At 69.3% G+C, this 16,983-nt stretch carries 18 protein-coding genes; 13 read left to right on the forward strand and 5 right to left on the reverse strand.

The features are described from left to right. Window positions 1-57: 57 nt before the first annotated feature. Window positions 58-2,091, reverse strand: a complete 2,034-nt coding sequence (locus TTH_RS10330) for an argonaute PAZ domain-containing protein (protein WP_224065247.1) — start codon at window positions 2,089-2,091, stop codon at window positions 58-60. Between the two features lie 201 nt (window positions 2,092-2,292). On the opposite strand from TTH_RS10330, the gene TTH_RS10335 reads away from it, so the two are divergent. Then, entirely contained in the window at window positions 2,293-2,694 is a 402-nt protein-coding gene (locus tag TTH_RS10335; RefSeq protein ID WP_008631445.1) for a SaoD/DsrE family protein, read from the forward strand. 75 nt (window positions 2,695-2,769) lie between these two features. Here TTH_RS10335 and surE read toward each other — a convergent pair whose 3' ends face one another. Both surE and TTH_RS10345 read right to left on the reverse strand, forming a co-directional pair. Further along, a complete protein-coding gene (gene surE / locus TTH_RS10340) occupies window positions 2,770-3,504 on the reverse strand; it encodes a 5'/3'-nucleotidase SurE (RefSeq protein WP_011229220.1) in 735 nt (244 codons plus the stop codon). A gap of 9 nt (window positions 3,505-3,513) precedes the next feature. Next, complete coding sequence (locus TTH_RS10345; RefSeq protein ID WP_011229219.1) at window positions 3,514-4,278, reverse strand: sugar phosphate isomerase/epimerase family protein; 765 nt, start codon at window positions 4,276-4,278, stop codon at window positions 3,514-3,516. A 309-nt stretch (window positions 4,279-4,587) separates the two neighbouring features. Between TTH_RS10345 and TTH_RS10350 the strand changes: the two genes are divergently transcribed. Further along, window positions 4,588-5,202, forward strand: coding sequence for a bifunctional 4-hydroxy-2-oxoglutarate aldolase/2-dehydro-3-deoxy-phosphogluconate aldolase (locus TTH_RS10350; protein ID WP_224065248.1), 615 nt, complete (start codon window positions 4,588-4,590; stop codon window positions 5,200-5,202). Here the strand turns inward: TTH_RS10350 and TTH_RS10355 are convergent. After that, window positions 5,180-5,947: an IclR family transcriptional regulator gene (locus tag TTH_RS10355; protein WP_224065249.1), complete on the reverse strand. Its 768-nt coding sequence runs from the start codon at window positions 5,945-5,947 to the stop codon at window positions 5,180-5,182. The genes TTH_RS10350 and TTH_RS10355 overlap by 23 nt on opposite strands. 86 nt (window positions 5,948-6,033) lie before the next feature. On the opposite strand from TTH_RS10355, the gene TTH_RS10360 reads away from it, so the two are divergent. From TTH_RS10360 to TTH_RS10405, 10 genes are all read left to right on the forward strand, one after another. Then, window positions 6,034-6,993: a C4-dicarboxylate TRAP transporter substrate-binding protein gene (locus TTH_RS10360; protein ID WP_011229216.1), complete on the forward strand. Its 960-nt coding sequence runs from the start codon at window positions 6,034-6,036 to the stop codon at window positions 6,991-6,993. Window positions 6,994-7,034: 41 nt separating this feature from the next. Continuing rightward, window positions 7,035-7,496, forward strand: coding sequence for a TRAP transporter small permease (locus tag TTH_RS10365; RefSeq protein ID WP_011229215.1), 462 nt, complete (start codon window positions 7,035-7,037; stop codon window positions 7,494-7,496). A 2-nt stretch (window positions 7,497-7,498) separates the two neighbouring features. After that, window positions 7,499-8,782: a TRAP transporter large permease gene (locus tag TTH_RS10370; RefSeq protein ID WP_011229214.1), complete on the forward strand. Its 1,284-nt coding sequence runs from the start codon at window positions 7,499-7,501 to the stop codon at window positions 8,780-8,782. Then, complete coding sequence (locus TTH_RS10375) at window positions 8,779-9,483, forward strand: SDR family oxidoreductase (RefSeq protein WP_011229213.1); 705 nt, start codon at window positions 8,779-8,781, stop codon at window positions 9,481-9,483. The genes TTH_RS10370 and TTH_RS10375 overlap by 4 nt, the downstream gene beginning before the upstream one ends. After that, a complete protein-coding gene (locus TTH_RS10380) occupies window positions 9,480-10,514 on the forward strand; it encodes an Ldh family oxidoreductase (protein WP_011229212.1) in 1,035 nt (344 codons plus the stop codon). Before TTH_RS10375 ends, TTH_RS10380 begins: the two co-directional genes overlap by 4 nt. Then, window positions 10,507-11,436: a 2-dehydro-3-deoxygluconokinase gene (gene kdgK, locus TTH_RS10385; RefSeq protein WP_011229211.1), complete on the forward strand. Its 930-nt coding sequence runs from the start codon at window positions 10,507-10,509 to the stop codon at window positions 11,434-11,436. Before TTH_RS10380 ends, kdgK begins: the two co-directional genes overlap by 8 nt. A 9-nt stretch (window positions 11,437-11,445) precedes the next feature. Beyond that, entirely contained in the window at window positions 11,446-12,165 is a 720-nt protein-coding gene (locus tag TTH_RS10390) for an SDR family NAD(P)-dependent oxidoreductase (protein WP_011174522.1), read from the forward strand. A gap of 217 nt (window positions 12,166-12,382) precedes the next feature. Then, complete coding sequence (locus tag TTH_RS10395; RefSeq protein ID WP_011229210.1) at window positions 12,383-13,375, forward strand: LacI family DNA-binding transcriptional regulator; 993 nt, start codon at window positions 12,383-12,385, stop codon at window positions 13,373-13,375. 75 nt (window positions 13,376-13,450) lie between these two features. Then, entirely contained in the window at window positions 13,451-14,755 is a 1,305-nt protein-coding gene (locus TTH_RS10400) for a sugar ABC transporter substrate-binding protein (protein ID WP_011229209.1), read from the forward strand. Between the two features lie 38 nt (window positions 14,756-14,793). Beyond that, a complete protein-coding gene (locus TTH_RS10405; protein WP_011229208.1) occupies window positions 14,794-15,321 on the forward strand; it encodes a carbohydrate ABC transporter permease in 528 nt (175 codons plus the stop codon). Here TTH_RS10405 and TTH_RS10410 read toward each other — a convergent pair. Continuing rightward, complete coding sequence (locus TTH_RS10410) at window positions 15,305-16,525, reverse strand: IS256-like element ISTth4 family transposase (RefSeq protein ID WP_011228558.1); 1,221 nt, start codon at window positions 16,523-16,525, stop codon at window positions 15,305-15,307. The genes TTH_RS10405 and TTH_RS10410 overlap by 17 nt on opposite strands. A gap of 35 nt (window positions 16,526-16,560) precedes the next feature. Here TTH_RS10410 and TTH_RS10415 point away from each other — a divergent pair, with 35 nt between their 5' ends. Next, window positions 16,561-16,980, forward strand: coding sequence for a carbohydrate ABC transporter permease (locus tag TTH_RS10415; protein WP_011229207.1), 420 nt, complete (start codon window positions 16,561-16,563; stop codon window positions 16,978-16,980). Window positions 16,981-16,983: the final 3 nt, after the last annotated feature.

Consider the following 16,983-nt stretch of genomic DNA (forward strand, 5'->3'; position numbering starts at 1 on the left):
TCCCTGGCCCGACGCGCCCAGACCGGGGCCTTTCCCGGGTTCCGCCCCGCTTGGGCACTAAACGAAGAAGAGCTTTTCCCGGTCCACCTCCTTGAGGTGACGGATCCCCAACCGGCCCACCTCCTTCACCAGGCGGTCGGCCAGGTGAAGGGGAGCGGGAAGCCGGGGGAAGGCGAAACCGCTCGCCGGGTAGAGGCGGGTCAGATGGAAAATCTGGTGGGCCAGGGCCTCGAGGGGCGTGTCCCCCGCCTCGTGCACCAGCTTCAGGGGTCGGGGCGTGCCCCGGAAGTCCCGGTGGACGGTAAGGAGAAGAAAGGTCTTGTCCTCCAAGGGGACGTAAAGCCCGTCCGCCAGGCGCCCCTGCACGGGGTAGACCCGCCCCCCACCCGACTTGCGCACCGAAACCAAGTCGTAGGCTATGCCTTCCCGGGCAAGGGCCTCCAAGGCCAGGGCGAACTCGTCCTGGGGCACGCGGCCGTCCCGAAGGAGGAGGACCCGGGAAGGAAGCCTCCCCGCCTTGCGTCTGAAGGCCCAGAGGGTCTCCTCCAAGAGGTCCCAGACCACCTCCTGGGGGATCCGCTCCCCGGCCTGGGCCTCGGGGAGGGTCCAGAGGAGGTGGCCGCCGTCCCCGCCCACGGCGCAGGCCGCGCCCCCGAAGCGAAAGGACTCCCTTCCGCCGGCGTCAAAGCCCACGGCGAGCTCCGCCGGATAGGCGCCGCTCAGGGCCACCACCTGAAGCCCCGCTTTGGCCAGGAGGCCCAGGAGGGCGTTCTCCCAGCGGTGGCGTTCCTCCTCCCGGAGGGGGACGTTGAGGATTTGGCTGGGAAGGCCTTCCCTGAGAAGAAGGGCCTTCAGGCGGTTGCGGTCTTCCCAGGCCATGGGCGGGGTGAGGACCAGCACGGCCTGGACCCCCTCCTCCTTGGCCTTCCGCAGCGCCTCGCGGAAAGCCAGGCCTTGGGAGGGATGGGCGTGGAGGGTGTGCAAACGGAGGGAAGCCCCGCTCGCCCCAAAGGCCCGGAGCAAGGCCCGCCGGAGAAACTCCGGCCATCCTTGGGCCCCGTCCAGGCGCAAGAGGGCCAGGGCGGTTTCCTGGGCCCGGTAAAACCCCACGCGGAGGGCGTCCGCAGGCTTGCTCACGGCTCTTCTGCCCATGAGCTTGGGGATGCTCAAGCGGTAAGCCTGGGCGCGCACCGCCTCAGGTGTGCCCAGCCCCAGGCGCCGGCCGATCCAGCTGGCGATCTCCCGGGTCCGCCGACGCCGCTCTTCCCAAGGCAAGGAGAGGGCCAGGCTTCCCTCCTCTTCATGAAGGTCTTCCAGGGTCAGAACGGGCACCAAAAGGCCCGTCAGATGGGGGATTGGCTTTCGCGGATCCTTTGGGTCCGCCACCCAGGCCACCCGCCCCCCTTCCCGGCCCTGGAGGCGGCCCTTGAAAGCGTGGTAGTCCAGGAGGCTCAAGCCGCCCGGGAGAGGGAGCTCCTTGGGGTCTTCCTCTCCCAGCCGGAGAAGCTCCCAGGTGCGCCGGTCGTAGGCGTTCCGGACCCGTTTGGGCAGAGGGTGGCCTTGGGCAAGCCAGGCCTCGAGGGACATCTCGCAGAGGATGCGGTAAGCGGGGTCCACCTCCAGGAGGAACGCCCCCGAGTCGGAGACCCAAAGGTCCAAGACCGCCCCCCCAAGCACCCGCCACCCGGGCCCCCGGGCGTGCTCCCTCCGGTACACCGCAAGCCCCTCCACCCAGACCCCCTCGAGGCGCCTGAGGCGCTCCTGAAGGAGCCTTCGGGCTAGGGCCGAAAGCACGCTCCGCTCCCCCGGGTCCTTGGGGTCCAGAGGCCTCCTCCCCTTGGGGTAGAGGCGGTAGGCGTAGTTCTGCCCCATCCGCGCCAAGGTGCCCTCCAAGACCAGGACCTCAGGGGGTGACCAGGAGGCGAGGCCGTCTCCCATGCGCACCGTGACGCCCCCCGCCCGGCGGGCCACCTGGGCGAGAAGGGGATACACCTCCTCCCGCCCCGGAGGAGGGTCCAGAACCACCTCGAGGCGCCAAGGCCTGAGTTCCTCGGGGTTCAGAGGCCGTAGGGCGAAGCGGTTTAGGAACACTTCCGTTTTTCCAAGGTGGTTCATATCTTGGCTCAGATTTGCATAGGAGCTGCCAAGGATCAAGGGAGGGGAGTTTCCCAGGGGCCTAGCTCTACCTCCGTCCGGAGGGAGAAGGAAGACGTCCTCCGGACCCCAGGAAGGCCCCCCCTGCGGCCCTATGCAAAAGGAAGATCCCCTATACTGCGCTCGCGGAGGTGAACCGTGCGCGTGGCCTACGTGCTCTCAAGCCCTAGGGCGGCAAGCCACAAACTCGGCCAGATGATCCTCCCCCAGCTGGAGGCGGGGACCCACGGGGTGGAGGTGGTGGGGATCTTCTTCTTTGACGACAACACCCTGGTGCTGCAGAAAGGGAACCCCATCGGGGAGCGGCTCGCCAAGGTGGCCAAGGAGAAGGGCATCCTCCTCATGATGTGCGACCTCTGCGCTCTGGAGCGGGGCCTGGCCGAGGGGGAGCCCCGCTGGTGCACCCCGGAAGGAGAGGGGCGGAAGACCCCTGGGACGTGCCGGGTGTCCCCCCACGTGGTGGAGGGGGTGGAGGTGGGGTGCTTCCCCGACCTCTACCGGGCTTTGGCGGGCCGGGTGGACCAGGTGATCACCCTGTAGCCGTGGCCCGCCGCGCCGGGAAGTGGAAGGGCCTCCCGCACAAACCCGGGCCTCCCCCTGGTGGGGATGAGGACGCTAATCATGGGCCAGGGTGGGCTGGAGCCGGGTTTCGTCGGTGAGGTCCAGGCGGAGGGGCGTGGCGGAGACGAAGCCCTGGGCCACCGCCCAGCGGTCCGTCCCCTCCTCCGCCTCCTTGAGGGGCCTCGGGGCGAACCAGTAGAAGGGCCGGCCCATGGGGTCCTCCCCCGGGATCACCACCCCCTCGTAGGCCCGCACCGACTGCCGGGTCCAGAGGAAGCCCTTGGGCCTAAGGGGCAGGTTCACGTTCACCAGGAAGGGCCGCTCCAACCGGAGGAGGGTCTCCAAGGTCCGGAGGAGCCAGGGGCGAAGCCCGGCAAAGTCCGGAACCTCCCCGTTGAGGGGCACGCTGAAGGCCGCGGCGGAGAGGCCGAAGAGGTAGCCCTGCTTGGCCGCGGCCACGGTGCCCGAGTGCCAGATCTCGTGCCCCAGGTTGCTCCCCAGGTTCACCCCCGAGAGGACCAGGTCCACGGGGCCGAAGAGGTGGAGGCCCAGGGCCACGCAGTCCGCCGGGGTCCCCCGCACCCGGTAGGCGGGGAAGTGGGGGGCGTGGAGGGGGGAGGGGTGGGGGTAGGCCCGCACGGGGTGGGCGATGGTGATGGCGTGGCCCGCGGCGCTCTGCTCCGTGTCGGGGGCGGCCACGAAGACCTCCCCGAACTGGGAGGCGGCCTCGGCCAGGGCCCAAAGGCCGGGGCTATAGATGCCGTCGTCGTTGGTCACCAGGATCCGCATGGCCTCACCTTAGCGTTCTCCCATCAGGAGACGGTCAAGGGCCGTCCGCCCTTCCCCGGCGAGCGCTTGAAGGAAAGCCAGGGAGGCCTCCGGGTCCTCCCTCACCTCCAGGACCATGGTCCGGTCCAGGTAGGGACGGAGCCACGCCCCGTGGCCCAGGACCCCCCGGCCCAGGTTCCAGTGGCGGTCGTAGACCCCGTCCGTGTCGTTCAGGTGCAGGTGCTCGGGGGCCAGGGCGAGCCAGGGCCCCGGGTCGGGGGTTCGGCTGAAGACCCGGGCGTGGGCGGCGTCAAAGCAGAAGCCAAGCTCCCCGGCGTGGGCCTCCAAAACGGGCCTCAGGGCCTCCGGATGGGGCTCGTGGCTGTTCTCCAGAAGGAGGCGCACCCCCAGGGTGCGGGCCCGCCGCACCACCAGCCCCAGGGCCTCCGCCAGGGGCAGGGCCCGCTCCAGGGCCTCCTCCGGGGTGCGGCCGTGGGGGATCCCCGAGTGGAAGACGGCCCGGTCCGCCCCAAGCTCCGCCGCCCGGTCCAGCCCGAAGAGGAGCCTGCGCAGGGTGAGGCCCCGCACCTCGGGGTCCGGCGAGAGGAGGTCCAGGTTCCAGAAGGGGAGGTGCACGGAAAGCTTCCCGGAAAACCGCCTCCTCAGGCTTTGGAAGAGGGCGTCCTCCTCCAAGAGGGCGGGGTCCAGGTAGACCTCCGCCCCCAGGCCCAGGGCCTGCAGGCGGGGAAGGGCCTCTTCCGCCCGGGAAAGGGGGAAGGCCAGCCTGACGTCCATGGCCCCAGCATGCCCCCGGCGTGTCAGCCCCCGGTCAGCTACGGGAACCCCAGGGGGCCTTGCCGGAGGGCGGGGGGCAGCGCGGCCAGGAGCCCCGGGAGCCGGAGGAGGGCTACCTGCGAGGAGGAGGCCCGCCTCGAGGAAGGTGGGCGGAAGAAAGACCCCGGGCCGCGCCCACAGGGAAACGAGCCCCCAGCCCAGGCCCAGGGGGCGCCCAAGGTGGAGCGCTGCCCCGAGTTGGGTCCACCCCGAGAGAGGCGCCGAGGGGTGTGGTCTGCTAGGGTGGCAAGATGCCCTACCATGGAAGGCATGGATCCCCTAGCGGTCCTTGCGGAAAGCCGCCTCCTCCCTCTCCTCACGGTGCGGGGAGGGGAGGACCTTTTGGGGCTTGCCCGGGTCCTAGAGGAGGAGGGGGTTGGGGCGCTGGAGATCACCTTGCGGACGGAGAAGGGCCTCGAGGCCTTGAAGGCACTACGGAAAAGCGGCCTCCTTTTGGGAGCGGGCACGGTGCGAAGCCCTAAGGAAGCGGAAGCCGCCCTCGAGGCCGGGGCCGCCTTCCTCGTCTCCCCGGGGCTTCTGGAGGAGGTGGCCGCCCTGGCCCAGGCCCGGGGGGTACCCTACCTCCCTGGGGTCCTCACCCCCACCGAGGTGGAGCGGGCCTTGGCCCTGGGGCTTTCCGCCCTGAAGTTCTTCCCCGCCGAGCCCTTCCAGGGGGTCCGGGTCCTGAGAGCCTACGCCGAGGTCTTCCCCGAGGTGCGCTTCCTGCCCACGGGAGGCATCAAAGAGGAGCACCTCCCCCACTACGCCGCCTTGCCCAACCTTTTGGCCGTGGGGGGAAGTTGGCTTTTGCAGGGGAACCTGGAGGCGGTACGGGCCAAGGTGCGGGCCGCCAAAGCCCTCCTCAGCCCCCAAGCTCCCGGCTGATCCTCTGGGCGGTCCTGACCACCTCGGCCGCCACCTCGGGAAGCCTCTCCTCGTCCAGGTAAATGGCGGCGGTGGAGACGCTCACGGCGGCCACGGGCTCGCCCCGGCCGTTGAGGATGGGGGCGGCCACGCACCGCACGCCGGGCTCGTTCTCCTCGAGGTCCAGGGCGTAGCCCCGGGCCCTTGTGGCGAGGAGCTCCTCCCGGAAGCGGGCGAAGTCGCTCAGGGTGTTGGGGGTGCGTTTGAGCCCCGGGGTAAAGGCCATGGGCCACCTCTCCTCCGGCAGGAAAGCGAGAAGGGCCTTGCCCAAGGCGGTGGACTGGGCGGGGAAGCGGCTCCCGATCTGGCTGGCGAGAAGGAGCTCCCTTTTCCCCGGCACCTTGTCAATGTAGACCACTTCCTTCCCGTCCAGGACCGCCAGGTGGACGGTCTCCAGGGTGGCGTCCCGCAGGGCCTCGAGGTGGGGGCGGGCGAGGCTCGGCAGGTGGAGGCTCCCGTAGGCCTTGAAGCCCAGACGGATGAGCTTGGGCCCAAGGAAGTAGCCCTTCCTGGGCTCGTGCCGCAGGTAGCCTTCCCTCACCAGGGCCGAGAGGATCCGGTGGGCCGTGCTCCGGCTTAGGCCCAAGGCCTGGGCCAGGCCCGGAAGGTCGTGAACGCCGTCGGCCACGCGTTCCAGAAGCCAAAGCCCCCTGAGGAGGGTCTGGGCCCCGCTGGTCTCGGAAGCCTTGCCGCCGCGCCCCTTCATAGCTCCCATTATATGGGATAAGGCCGGAGCTTGACACTATATGGGACTGAGGTGTATATAGTGGGACGAAGGGAAAGGTGGTGGAGATGAAGCGGATAGCGGCGGCGTTGGCGGCGGTTTTGGGGCTGGCCTTGGCCCAGACCTACACCCTGCGCTTCAACCACGTCCTGGGCCCCAACCACCCCTACCACGCGGGCTTCCAGGCCTGGGCCGAACGGGTGGCCCAAAGGACGGGCGGGGATCTTCGGATCCTGGTCTTCCACAGCTCCCAGCTGGGCATTGAGGAGGACATCATCGAGCAGCTCCGCCAGGGCATCCCCCTGGGGCAGAACACCGACGGGGCCCGCCTCGGCAACTATGTGAAGGAGCTCGGCGTCTTCAACGGCCCCTATTTTGTAGAGAGCTACGAGGAGGTGGAAAAGCTCGCCAGCCTGCCCGTGGTCCAGGGCTGGGTTGAGCGCCTGGCCAAGCAGTATGGGATCCGGGTGGTCTGCTTCAACTGGGTCCAGGGCTACCGCCACTTCATGACCAATAAGCCCGTGCGCCGGCCCGAGGACCTCAGGGGCCTCAGGATCCGTACCCCGCCCGCTCCCGTCTGGCAGGAGTCCGTGCGGGCCCTGGGCGCGACCCCGGTGGCCCTCCCCTTCGGCGAGATCTACTCTGCCCTCCAGCAGCGGGCCATCGACGGGGCCGAGCTGGTTTACGCCAACATCCCCGACATGAGCCTGTGGGAAGTGCTGAGGTACGTCAACGAGACCAAGCACTTCCTCCTCATCAACTTCCAGGTGGTGGGGGAGGCCTGGTACCAGCGCCTGCCCGCCAACTACCGGCAGATCCTGCGGGAGGAGTGCGTGCGCGCCGGGCGGGAGACCTCCATGCGGATCCAGCAGGAGGAGGCCCGCATCAAGCAGCTCGTCCAGCAGCGGGGCATGACCATCGTGAGCGACGTGGACCTCGCCGCCTTCCGCAAGGCGGCGGAGACCGCCTACGAGCGGCTCGGCCTCAAGGCGGTGCGGGACGCCCTCTACCAGGCCTTGAGGAAGTAGCCCTTCGGCCCCCCGGCCTCCGGGGGGCCTTTTTGCCGCACATGAGCAGACCAGCGAACGTTCTTCAGCGCGTGGAAGAGTTTCTGGCCAAGGCCTTTCTCCTCGCCTCCACCCTCATCGTCTTCGCCGGGGGGGTGGGACGCTTTCTTGGGCATCCCCTGGACTGGTCCATAGACCTGGCCACCTTCACCTTCGCTTGGGCGGTGTTCCTGGGCGGGGACCTCGCCCTCCGGGAGAACCGGCACGTGGCCGTGGAGAACCTCCTCCACCTCCTGCCCCCGGGGGCGAGGCGGTGGGCCAGGGTGGGGGTCTGGCTTCTCGTCGCCCTCTTCCTGGCCCTCTTCTTCGTCTACAGCCTTCAGGCGGCTTACCAGACCCGCTTCCGGAGCTTCCAGGGGATCCCCGGCTTCAGCTACGCCTGGGTCACCTTGAGCGCGAGCGCGGGGAGCCTCCTCATGCTCCTCACCGCCTTAGGGAGGCTCCGCCAGGCCCTAAAGGAGTAGCCATGCTGCTGAGCTTTGCGGTGTTTTTGCTCCTCCTTCTTCTGGGGATGCCCGTGGTGTTCGCCATCGGGATCGGGGGGCTCGTCTTCTTCCTCACCCAGCCCGGGCTTCAGCTCACCATGCCCGTGCAGCTGGCCCTGGCGGAGACCCAGAACTTCTCCCTCCTGGCCATCCCCACCTTCATCCTGGCCAGCAACCTGATGAACGAGCTGGGCGTGACCCGGAGGCTCCTCCGCTTCGCCCACGTGGCGACGGGGTTCATGCGGGGCGGGCTCGCCCAGGTGAGCGTCCTTCTGGGCTTCCTCATGGGGGGGGTCTCGGGCTCGGCCATCGCCGACGCCACCATGCAAGCGAGGCTCTTGGGCCCCGAGATGGTGCGCCGGGGGTACAGCCGGGGGTTCATCGCCGCCCTCCAGGGCTTCTCCGGCCTCCTCGCCGTGGCCATCCCCCCGAGCATCGGCCTCATCCTCTACGGGAGCATCGGCCAGGTGTCCATCGGCCAGCTCTTCGCGGGGGGGATCGGGGTAGGGGTGCTCCTGGCGGCGGTGTACATGCTCACCGTGGCCCTCCTGGCCCGGAGCCGGGGGTACCTTCCCGAGACCGCCCCGCCCACGGCCAAGGAGGTTGGGGCGGCCCTCCGGGAGGGCTTCTTCGCCGTGCTTTTCCCCTTCCTGCTCCTCGCCGCCCTGCGCTTCGGGGTCTTCGTCCCCTCGGAGGTAGGGGCGGCGGCGGTGGTCTACGCCCTCTTGGTGGGGCTCATCTACCGGGAGCTTTCCCTTGAGCGGGTGAACCGGGCCTTGGCCCACTCGGTGCGGGACGTGGGCATGGTGGCCCTCCTCATCGCCATGGCCGCGGTTTTGGGCTACGGGATGAAGTGGGAGATGTTCCCCCAGCAGGTCTCGGCCTTTCTCCTCGAGGCGGTGCAGAACCCCCAGGTGGCCCTCCTCCTCATCCTCTTGGCCCTCCTCGTTTTGGGCACCGTGCTGGACTCCACGGTGATGATCATCCTCCTCACCCCCATCCTGGTCCCCGCGGCCAAGGCCTTGGGGATTGACCTGGTCTACTTCGGCGTCCTCATGGTCATGACCTGCGCCGTGGGGCTCCTCACGCCCCCCGTGGGGCTTTCCATGTACTCGGTCTGCTCAGTGATGGGGTGCAGCATTGGGGAGTACGTGCGGGAGGGGTGGCCCTTGCTGGTCGCCACCCTTTTGGTCCTTCTCCTCGTGTACCTCTTCCCCGGGGTGGTGCTCTTCCTGCCCCGGTTGCTCTTTGGAGGTGGGGTGTGAAGCTCAAAGGGAAGAAAGCGCTGGTCATCGCGGCGGGCCAGGGGATCGGCCGGGCCATCGCCGAGGCCTTCCAGAGGGAAGGGGCCGAGGTCCTGGGGGCCACCCTCCATCCGGAGAAACTCCAGGGGGTGGTGCCCGCGGTGCGCCTGGACGCCCGGGACAAGGAAGCGGTCTTCCACCTGATCCAGGGCCTGGACCGGCTGGACGTCCTGGTGAACGCCCAGGGGGTGGTGCCGGTGGGAGGCCTTCTGGAGGCCACGGACCAGGACTGGGAGGAGGCCTTCCTCCTGAACGCCAAGAGCGTATTCTGGGCCATGCAGGCCGCCCTCCCCAAGATGGCCGCCCAGGGCGGGGGAAGCGTCATCAACATCGCCTCGGTGGCGGCCTTCAAGATGGTGCCCGGCCGCTTCATCTATAGCGCCACCAAGGCCGCCTTGGTGGCCATGACCAAGGCCGCGGCCCTGGAGTTTGCCCCAAAGGGCGTGCGGGTGAACGCCATCTGCCCCGGGACCGTAGACACCCCCTCCCTGCGGGAGAGGGCCGGAGGGGAGGAGGGCCTTAGGGCCTTTGCCGAGAGGCAACTCCTCAAGCGCCTGGGCCGTCCCGAGGAGATCGCCGCCTTGGCGGTCTACCTGGCCTCGGACGAGGGGGCCTTCGCCACGGGAAGCGCCTTCGTGGTGGACGGGGGGATGAGCCTGTGAGGTGGCGGGCGGACTTCCTCTCGGCCTGGGCGGAGGCCCTCTTGCGAAAGGCGGGAGCGGACGAACCCTCCGCCAAGGCGGTGGCCTGGGCCCTGGTGGAGGCGGACCTCAGGGGGGTGGGAAGCCACGGGCTTTTGCGCCTTCCCGTTTACGTGCGCCGCCTCGAGGCGGGCCTGGTGAACCCCAGCCCCACCCTGCCCCTGGAGGAACGGGGCCCCGTGGCCCTCCTGGACGGGGAGCACGGCTTCGGACCCCGCGTGGCCCTAAAGGCCGTGGAGGCGGCCCAAAGCCTCGCAAGGAGGCACGGCCTCGGGGCCGTGGGGGTGCGGCGGAGCACCCACTTCGGCATGGCGGGCCTCTACGCGGAGAAGCTCGCCCGGGAGGGCTTCGTGGCCTGGGTCACCACCAACGCCGAGCCCGACGTGGTGCCCTTCGGGGGGCGGGAGAAGGCCTTGGGCACCAACCCTCTGGCCTTCGCCGCCCCGGCCCCTCAGGGGATCCTCGTGGCCGACCTGGCCACCTCGGAAAGCGCCATGGGCAAGGTCTTCCTAGCCCGGGAGAAGGGGGAGCGGATCCCCCCAAGCTGGGGGGTGGACCGGGAGGGGAGCCCCACGGACGACCCCCACCGGGTCTACGCCCTGAGGCCCCTCGGGGGGCCCAAGGGGTACGCCCTGGCCCTTTTGGTGGAGGTGCTCTCGGGGGTGCTCACGGGGGCGGGGGTGGCCCACGGCATCGGCCGCATGTACGACGAGTGGGACCGCCCCCAGGACGTGGGCCACTTCCTCCTGGCCCTGGACCCGGGGCGCTTCGTGGGCAAAGAGGCCTTCCTGGAGCGGATGGGGGCCCTTTGGCAAGCCCTAAAGGCCACTCCCCCGGCGCCGGGGCACGAGGAGGTCTTCCTCCCCGGGGAGTTGGAGGCCAGGAGGCGGGAGCGGGCCCTGGCGGAGGGGATGGCCCTTCCGGAGCGGGTGGTGGCGGAGCTTAAGGCCTTGGGGGAGCGCTACGGCGTGCCTTGGAGGGACGATGCTTGAGGTGGTGACGGCGGGGGAGCCCCTGGTGGCCCTGGTGCCCCAGGAGCCCGGACACCTTCGGGGAAAGCGCCTTCTGGAGGTGTACGTGGGCGGGGCCGAGGTGAACGTGGCCGTGGCCCTGGCCCGGCTTGGGGTCAAGGTGGGCTTCGTGGGCCGGGTGGGAGAGGACGAGCTTGGGGCCATGGTGGAGGAAAGGCTCCGGGCCGAGGGGGTGGACCTCACCCACTTCCGCAGGGCGCCGGGGTTCACGGGGCTTTACCTGCGGGAGTACTTGCCTTTGGGACAGGGGAGGGTCTTCTACTACCGAAAGGGTTCGGCGGGAAGTGCCCTTGCCCCCGGGGCCTTTGACCCCGACTACCTGGAGGGGGTCCGCTTCCTTCACCTAAGCGGCATCACCCCGGCCCTTTCTCCCGAGGCCCGGGCCTTCAGCCTGTGGGCCATGGAGGAGGCGAAGCGGCGGGGGGTCCGGGTGAGCCTGGACGTGAACTACCGCCAGACCCTCTGGTCCCCCGAGGAGGCCCGGGGCTTCCTGGAGAGGGCCCTTCCCGGGGTGGACCTCCTCTTCTTGAGCGAGGAGGAGGCGGAGCTCCTCTTCGGCCGGGTGGAGGAGGCGTTGCGGGCGCTTTCCGCCCCCGAGGTGGTCCTGAAGCGGGGGGCCAAGGGGGCCTGGGCCTTCGTGGACGGGAGGCGGGTGGAGGGGAGCGCCTTCGCCGTGGAGGCGGTGGACCCCGTGGGCGCGGGGGACGCCTTCGCCGCCGGTTACCTGGCGGGGGCGGTGTGGGGGCTACCGGTGGAGGAAAGGCTTCGCCTCGCCAACCTCCTCGGGGCCTCGGTGGCGGCGTCCCGGGGAGACCACGAGGGGGCGCCTTACCGGGAGGACCTCGAGGTCCTCCTGAAGGCAACCCAGACCTTCATGCGTTAGGGGGAGAGGATGGAACGGAAAGCCCTGGTTACAGGAGGAAGCCGCGGCATCGGCCGGGCCATCGCCGAGGCCTTGGTGGCCCGGGGCTACCGGGTGGCCATCGCCAGCAGGAACCCGGAGGAGGCGGCCCAGAGCCTCGGGGCCGTGCCGCTTCCCACCGACCTGGAGAAGGACGACCCCAAAGGGCTCGTCAAGCGGGCCCTCGAGGCCCTAGGCGGCCTCCACGTCCTGGTCCACGCCGCGGCGGTGAACGTGCGCAAGCCCGCCCTGGAGCTCTCCTACGAGGAGTGGCGCCGGGTGCTCTACCTGCACCTGGACGTGGCCTTTCTCCTGGCCCAGGCGGCGGCCCCCCACATGGCGGAGGCGGGCTGGGGACGGGTGCTCTTCATCGGCTCGGTGACCACCTTCACCGCCGGGGGGCCCGTGCCCATCCCCGCCTACACCACGGCCAAGACCGCCCTCCTGGGCCTCACCCGGGCCCTGGCCAAGGAGTGGGCCCGCCTGGGGATCCGGGTGAACCTCCTCTGCCCGGGCTACGTGGAGACGGAGTTCACCCTCCCCTTGCGGCAGAACCCCGAGCTCTACGAGCCCATCACCGCACGGATTCCCATGGGACGCTGGGCGAGGCCCGAGGAGATCGCCCGCGTGGCCGCGGTCCTCTGCGGGGACGAGGCGGAGTACCTCACGGGCCAGGCGGTGGCGGTGGACGGGGGCTTCCTCGCCTACTAGAGGAAGGCGTAGGGGGGGTTCGCGCCGTTCCTTGAGCGTGCCCCATCCTGGCCCCGCGCGACCGAGGCCTAAAGGGGTGGGCGCCGCCGGAAACGGCCACCGATCCCCCCTCATGCCCCCGCTTCTCTAGGGGCCCAGATCCCGGGGCGCGAGGGAAGGAGGGCTCGAGGCCCCCTCTTGCAAGCGCTTTCAACAGGTGCTATACTCCCGGGCAAAGATGACCAAGGCTCGCCCCACCATCGCCGAAGTGGCCCGCCGCGCGGGCGTCTCCCCGGCCACGGTGTCACGGGTGCTCAACGGCACCGCCCGGGTCTCCCCGGAGAAGGTGCGGGCGGTGCTCCAGGCGGTGGAGGAGCTGGGCTACGCCCCGAGCCCCCTGGCCCAAGGCCTGGCCACGGGGCGTTCCTACGCCGTGGGCATCCTCCTCTCGGACTTCGCCAGCCCCTTCTTCGGCCCCATCCTCGAGGCCCTCACCCTGGAGCTGGAGGCCACCCCCTACCGCCCCATCGCCGTGCCCGGCCACTGGAGCCTGGTGAGGGAGCTGGAGGCCCTGGAGTTTCTGAAGGCCCACCGGGTAGAGGCCCTCGTCCTCCTCGGCACCGCCCTGGACGGGGAGGCCTTGGGGGAGTTGGGCATCCCCGTCCTCGCCTTCGGCCAGCGGGTAGAGGGGCCGAAGGCCTGGTCCCTCTGCCTGGACAACCAGCAGGCAGCCTACGAGGCCACGCGCTACCTCATTGACCGGGGGCACACCCGCATCGTCCACATCTCCAGCCACCGCGGGGGAATGGACGTCCGGGACAGGCTTCTCGGGTACCGCAAGGCCATGCGGGAGGCGGGCCTCGAGGCCCGGGTGGTCTACGGCGACCTGGAGGAGGAGGGCGGCTACCGCGCGGCGGCCGAGGCCTTCCGCCGCTACCCCGACACCACCGCCATTTTCGCCGCCAACGACCAGACGGCCTTCGGCGCCCGGCTTTACCTCTACGAGCAAGGGCTTCGCGTGCCCGAGGACGTCTCCCTCGTGGGGTTTGACGACATCGCCCTTAGCGCCTACCAGATCCCCCCGCTCACCACCGTGCGCCAGCCCATCCAAGACATCGGCATCGCCCTGGGCCGCGCGCTCCGGGCGGTCCTCGCGGGGGAGGTGCCCACCCTGCCCCGCCTGGAGCTCCGGCTGGTGGAAAGGGCCTCGGTAAGGGAGGTGAGAGCCTGAAGGAAACGGCGGCCCTTAGGCCCTAGGCCCTCGGCCCACCCCGAAAAGGGGTGGTGGACGCGAAAGGAGGTTCCCATGATTAAGAAAGCGCTTTCAAGCCTTCTCGTCCTGGCCTCCCTGGCCTTCGCCCAGAAGACCCTCGAGGTCTGGATCATGCCCAACAGCCCCCAGCCCGCCGAGGACTTCAAGGCCCTGGTGGCCCCCTTTGAGAAGGCCCACGGCGTGGAGGTGAAGGTCACCGTCCTGGACTGGGGCGTGGCCTGGACCAAGATCACCACCGCCGCCACGAGCGGCGTGGGGCCGGACCTCACCCAGCTCGGCACCACCTGGGTGGGGGCGATCAGCGCCATGGGCGTCCTGGAGCCGGTGGACGACGTGCTGGAGGCTTTGGGCGGGGAGAAGGCCTACCTTCCCGCCGTCTGGCGCACCACCCGCTTGGAGGGCGCCCGCCAGGCCACCGCCGTGCCCTGGTTCTCGGAGCTTCGGGCCTTCTACTACCGCACCGACGCCCTCAAGGCCGCGGGGGTCAACCCGGCGGAGATGTTCGCCAGCTGGCAGGGCTTTGAGGCCGGCCTGGCCAGGCTCAAGGCCTCGAGCTTCCGCGACCCCGAGACCAAGGCCCCCCTGGCCCCCCTCTGCACCCCGGGAAAGAACTCCTGGGACGTGCTCCACAACGCCGCCCCGTGGATCTGGGGCGCAGGCGGGGAGATCGTCCGCCAGGCGGGCGGGCGCTGGCAGAGCGCCCTCAACAGCCCGGAGAGCCTGGAAGGGCTTTACTTCTTCCTCTCCCTGGCCCAGAAGGGCTACGTTCCGGCGGAGAGCCTGGAGAAGAACACCGCCCAGATTGAGGCCGACTTCCAGGCCGGGAAGTGCGCCGTCTTCGCCAGCGGCCCCTGGATGATCCAGCGGGCCCAGGTCCCCGAGGCCAAGGGCGGCTTCGCCGAGCGCACCGCCGCCAAGAACCTCGGGGTGGCCCCGTACCCCGCCGGGCCCAAGGGGCGGTACACCTTCTTCGGGGGCTCCAACCTCGCCCTCTTCAACTTCTCCAAGAACAAGCCCCTGGCCAAGGAGCTCCTCAAGTATCTGGGAGGCCCCGAGGCCCAGGTCCGCTACGCCCAGATGACGGGGATGCTCCCCGCCCTGCGCTCCGCCTGGAGCGATCCCAGCTTCCAGCAGAACCCCCTGCTCCGCACCTTCATCCAGGCCGCTCAGTTCGGCCGCACCTACCCCTCCTTGGCGGGCTGGGGCGGGGTGGAGAACCTGGCGGTGCAGCACCTCGGCATGGCTTGGGACCTGGTGGCCCAGGGCAGGCTCACCCGTGAGGCCCTGAAGGACCTCATGGACAAGGCCTCCGCGGCCATCAACCAGGCCCTGAGGTGAGGCGTAGGGGGGCCTCGAGGCCCCCCTTTTTCTTCCCCATGAGGACCTTCTGGCGTAGATACGGCCTCGCCTACCTCTTCATCGCCCCCGCTTTCCTGGGGATGCTCCTCGTCCACTATGGCCCCATGGTCCAGGGCATCTACATGGGGTTCCTGGACCTCAGGCTCCAGACCCTGAGGCTCTACCTCCAGGCCCCCTTCGTGGGGCTGGAGAACTACCGGGAGATCCTCCTGAACCCCGAGTCCACCTTCCGCGCCGGGTTTCTCTACGCCGTGCGCACCACCCTCCTCTACACCCTGGTGGTGAACGCCTTGAACCTCTCCCTTGGGCTTTTGGTGGCCCACCTCCTGAACCGGCCCCTCTTCCTCCGGGGGCTTTGGCGGAGCCTCATCCTCCTCCCCTGGGTGGTGCCGAGCTACGTGGTGGGGCTCCTTTGGGGGTTCATGTGGCTCAAGGAGGGGGTCATCAACCACCTCCTCGTGGACGTCCTCGGCCTCCTCCCGCAAAAGCCCCACTGGCTCATCGGCCCCCTCACCTTCGTGGGTCGTGTCAAGAGTTATGTGTAAGAGTCTGTGTACGGGGGGCATACCGCTCCTGAAGCATCTTCTCCAGTACCTCCTTCACCTCCGAGAACCCCTTTAGTTTCCGTTCTGCCCACCTCCCTTCCTGCCTCTCCGACTCCAGGTAAAGAAGCTTGTACACCGCCTCTTCCTTAGGAAACTTGTGGTCCCGCACCTTCGTCCCCCGCCGTAGCTCCCGGATAAACCGCTCCATCAGGTTGGTGCTCCGCAGGTACGGCCAAAGCACCTTGGGGTACCCGTAGAAGCGCAGGAAGGCCCCCGAATCCTGTACCCAAAGCCCCACCACCCCCGGGTACCGCGAACCCCAGGCGGCCTTCACCTCCTCCAAGGCCCCAAGAGCTTCTTCCCGGCTCTCCGCCCCGTACACCCGCCTCAGGTCCTCCGCCAGCAGGGCCCGGTCCCGGGAGCGCACCTGGGACAGGCTCCACCGCACCCCGTGCACCACGCACCGCTGCCATTCCGCCTGAGGGTAGACCCTGCGGATCGCTTCAGGAAGCCCGGGCAGCCCGTCGGTGACAAAGAGCAACACCCGCCGCAGGCCCCGCTGCCAAAGCTCCCCCAGGACCCCCTCCCATCCCAGGGCGCTCTCCGTGGGCAAAAGCCAGAACCCCAGGACCCGCCTCTCCCCATTAGGGGCGATGCCCAGGGCCACATACACGCTTTCCCGTACGATCCCTTCTCCTTCCCTGAAGACCTTTAGGGAAAGCCCGTCCAGGTAGACGAAGGCCATCTCCTCGGGCAAAGGCCGGGTGCGGAAGGCTCCTGCCGCCTCCAGGACCTCGTCCGTCAGGGCGCTCAGGGTCTCGTGGGAGTAGCGGTGGCCCAGGAGCAGGCTCAGTATCTCGGCCGCCTTGCGCTGACTGACCCCGGCGGCGTACAAGGCCACAGCTACTTCCCCCACGTCCACCAGGCGGCGGGCGTAGGGCTTAAGGAAAGCCGGGTAATACCGAGATTCCCGATCCCTAGGGACCTTCAGGTCCACCTGGCCGAAGGTGGTCTCCAGCTTGCGGGGGTAGTAGCCGTTCCTGCGGCCTCCGTGCACCTGCAAGAAGGCTGTCCGGTCCAGCTCCAGAACCGTCTGCAGAACCTCGGCTACTGTCTCCCGCACCGCTTCCCTCAGCAAGATCCGCAAGGTATCCTGGTCCACGGGGCACCTCCTCGTGCTAAGGTGTGCCCCCCTATTAAACACGGATCCTTACACATAAATCCTTACACGACCCCTTCGTGGCCATCGTGGTGCCCACGGTGTGGCGGAGCTGGCCCTTCGTCATGGTCACCTACCTCGCCGCCTTGCAGACCGTCCCCCAGGAGCTCTACGAGGCGGCCAAGGTGGACGGGGCCACGCCCTGGCAGCGCTTCCGCTTCGTGACCTGGCCCATGCTCCGCCCGGTGACGGCGGTCCTCCTCCTCTACGGGCTCCTGGGGACGATGTACAGCTTCAACATCGTCTACATGATGTTCGGCCACGGGGCGGGCTACCCCGGGGAGTGGGGGGACCTCCTCATGACCAACCTCTTCCGCAACACCTTCGGCCTGTGGAACTTCGGCCTGGGGGCGGCGGCGAGCACCCTCTACATGCTCCTCTCCCTCGGGCTCATCCTCTTCTGGTACCGGGTCTTCCGGGAGGATCTGCGCGCGAGGTGAACG

This window comes from Thermus thermophilus HB8, from assembly GCF_000091545.1.
In the GTDB taxonomy this organism is placed as follows: Bacteria; Deinococcota; Deinococci; order Deinococcales; family Thermaceae; genus Thermus; species Thermus thermophilus.

Excerpts from the sequence above, each read along its gene's own strand:
- surE (WP_011229220.1), bottom strand. The coding sequence starts at position 3,504 with ATGCGGATCCTGGTGACCAACGACGACGGCATCTATAGCCCCGGCCTT.
- TTH_RS10345 (WP_011229219.1), bottom strand. The coding sequence starts at position 4,278 with ATGGACGTCAGGCTGGCCTTCCCCCTTTCCCGGGCGGAAGAGGCCCTT.
- TTH_RS10350 (WP_224065248.1), top strand. The coding sequence starts at position 4,588 with ATGGATCCCCTAGCGGTCCTTGCGGAAAGCCGCCTCCTCCCTCTCCTC.
- TTH_RS10355 (WP_224065249.1), bottom strand. The coding sequence starts at position 5,947 with ATGAAGGGGCGCGGCGGCAAGGCTTCCGAGACCAGCGGGGCCCAGACC.
- TTH_RS10360 (WP_011229216.1), top strand. The coding sequence starts at position 6,034 with ATGAAGCGGATAGCGGCGGCGTTGGCGGCGGTTTTGGGGCTGGCCTTG.
- TTH_RS10365 (WP_011229215.1), top strand. The coding sequence starts at position 7,035 with ATGAGCAGACCAGCGAACGTTCTTCAGCGCGTGGAAGAGTTTCTGGCC.
- TTH_RS10370 (WP_011229214.1), top strand. The coding sequence starts at position 7,499 with ATGCTGCTGAGCTTTGCGGTGTTTTTGCTCCTCCTTCTTCTGGGGATG.
- kdgK (WP_011229211.1), top strand. The coding sequence starts at position 10,507 with ATGCTTGAGGTGGTGACGGCGGGGGAGCCCCTGGTGGCCCTGGTGCCC.
- TTH_RS10390 (WP_011174522.1), top strand. The coding sequence starts at position 11,446 with ATGGAACGGAAAGCCCTGGTTACAGGAGGAAGCCGCGGCATCGGCCGG.
- TTH_RS10395 (WP_011229210.1), top strand. The coding sequence starts at position 12,383 with ATGACCAAGGCTCGCCCCACCATCGCCGAAGTGGCCCGCCGCGCGGGC.
- TTH_RS10400 (WP_011229209.1), top strand. The coding sequence starts at position 13,451 with ATGATTAAGAAAGCGCTTTCAAGCCTTCTCGTCCTGGCCTCCCTGGCC.
- TTH_RS10405 (WP_011229208.1), top strand. The coding sequence starts at position 14,794 with ATGAGGACCTTCTGGCGTAGATACGGCCTCGCCTACCTCTTCATCGCC.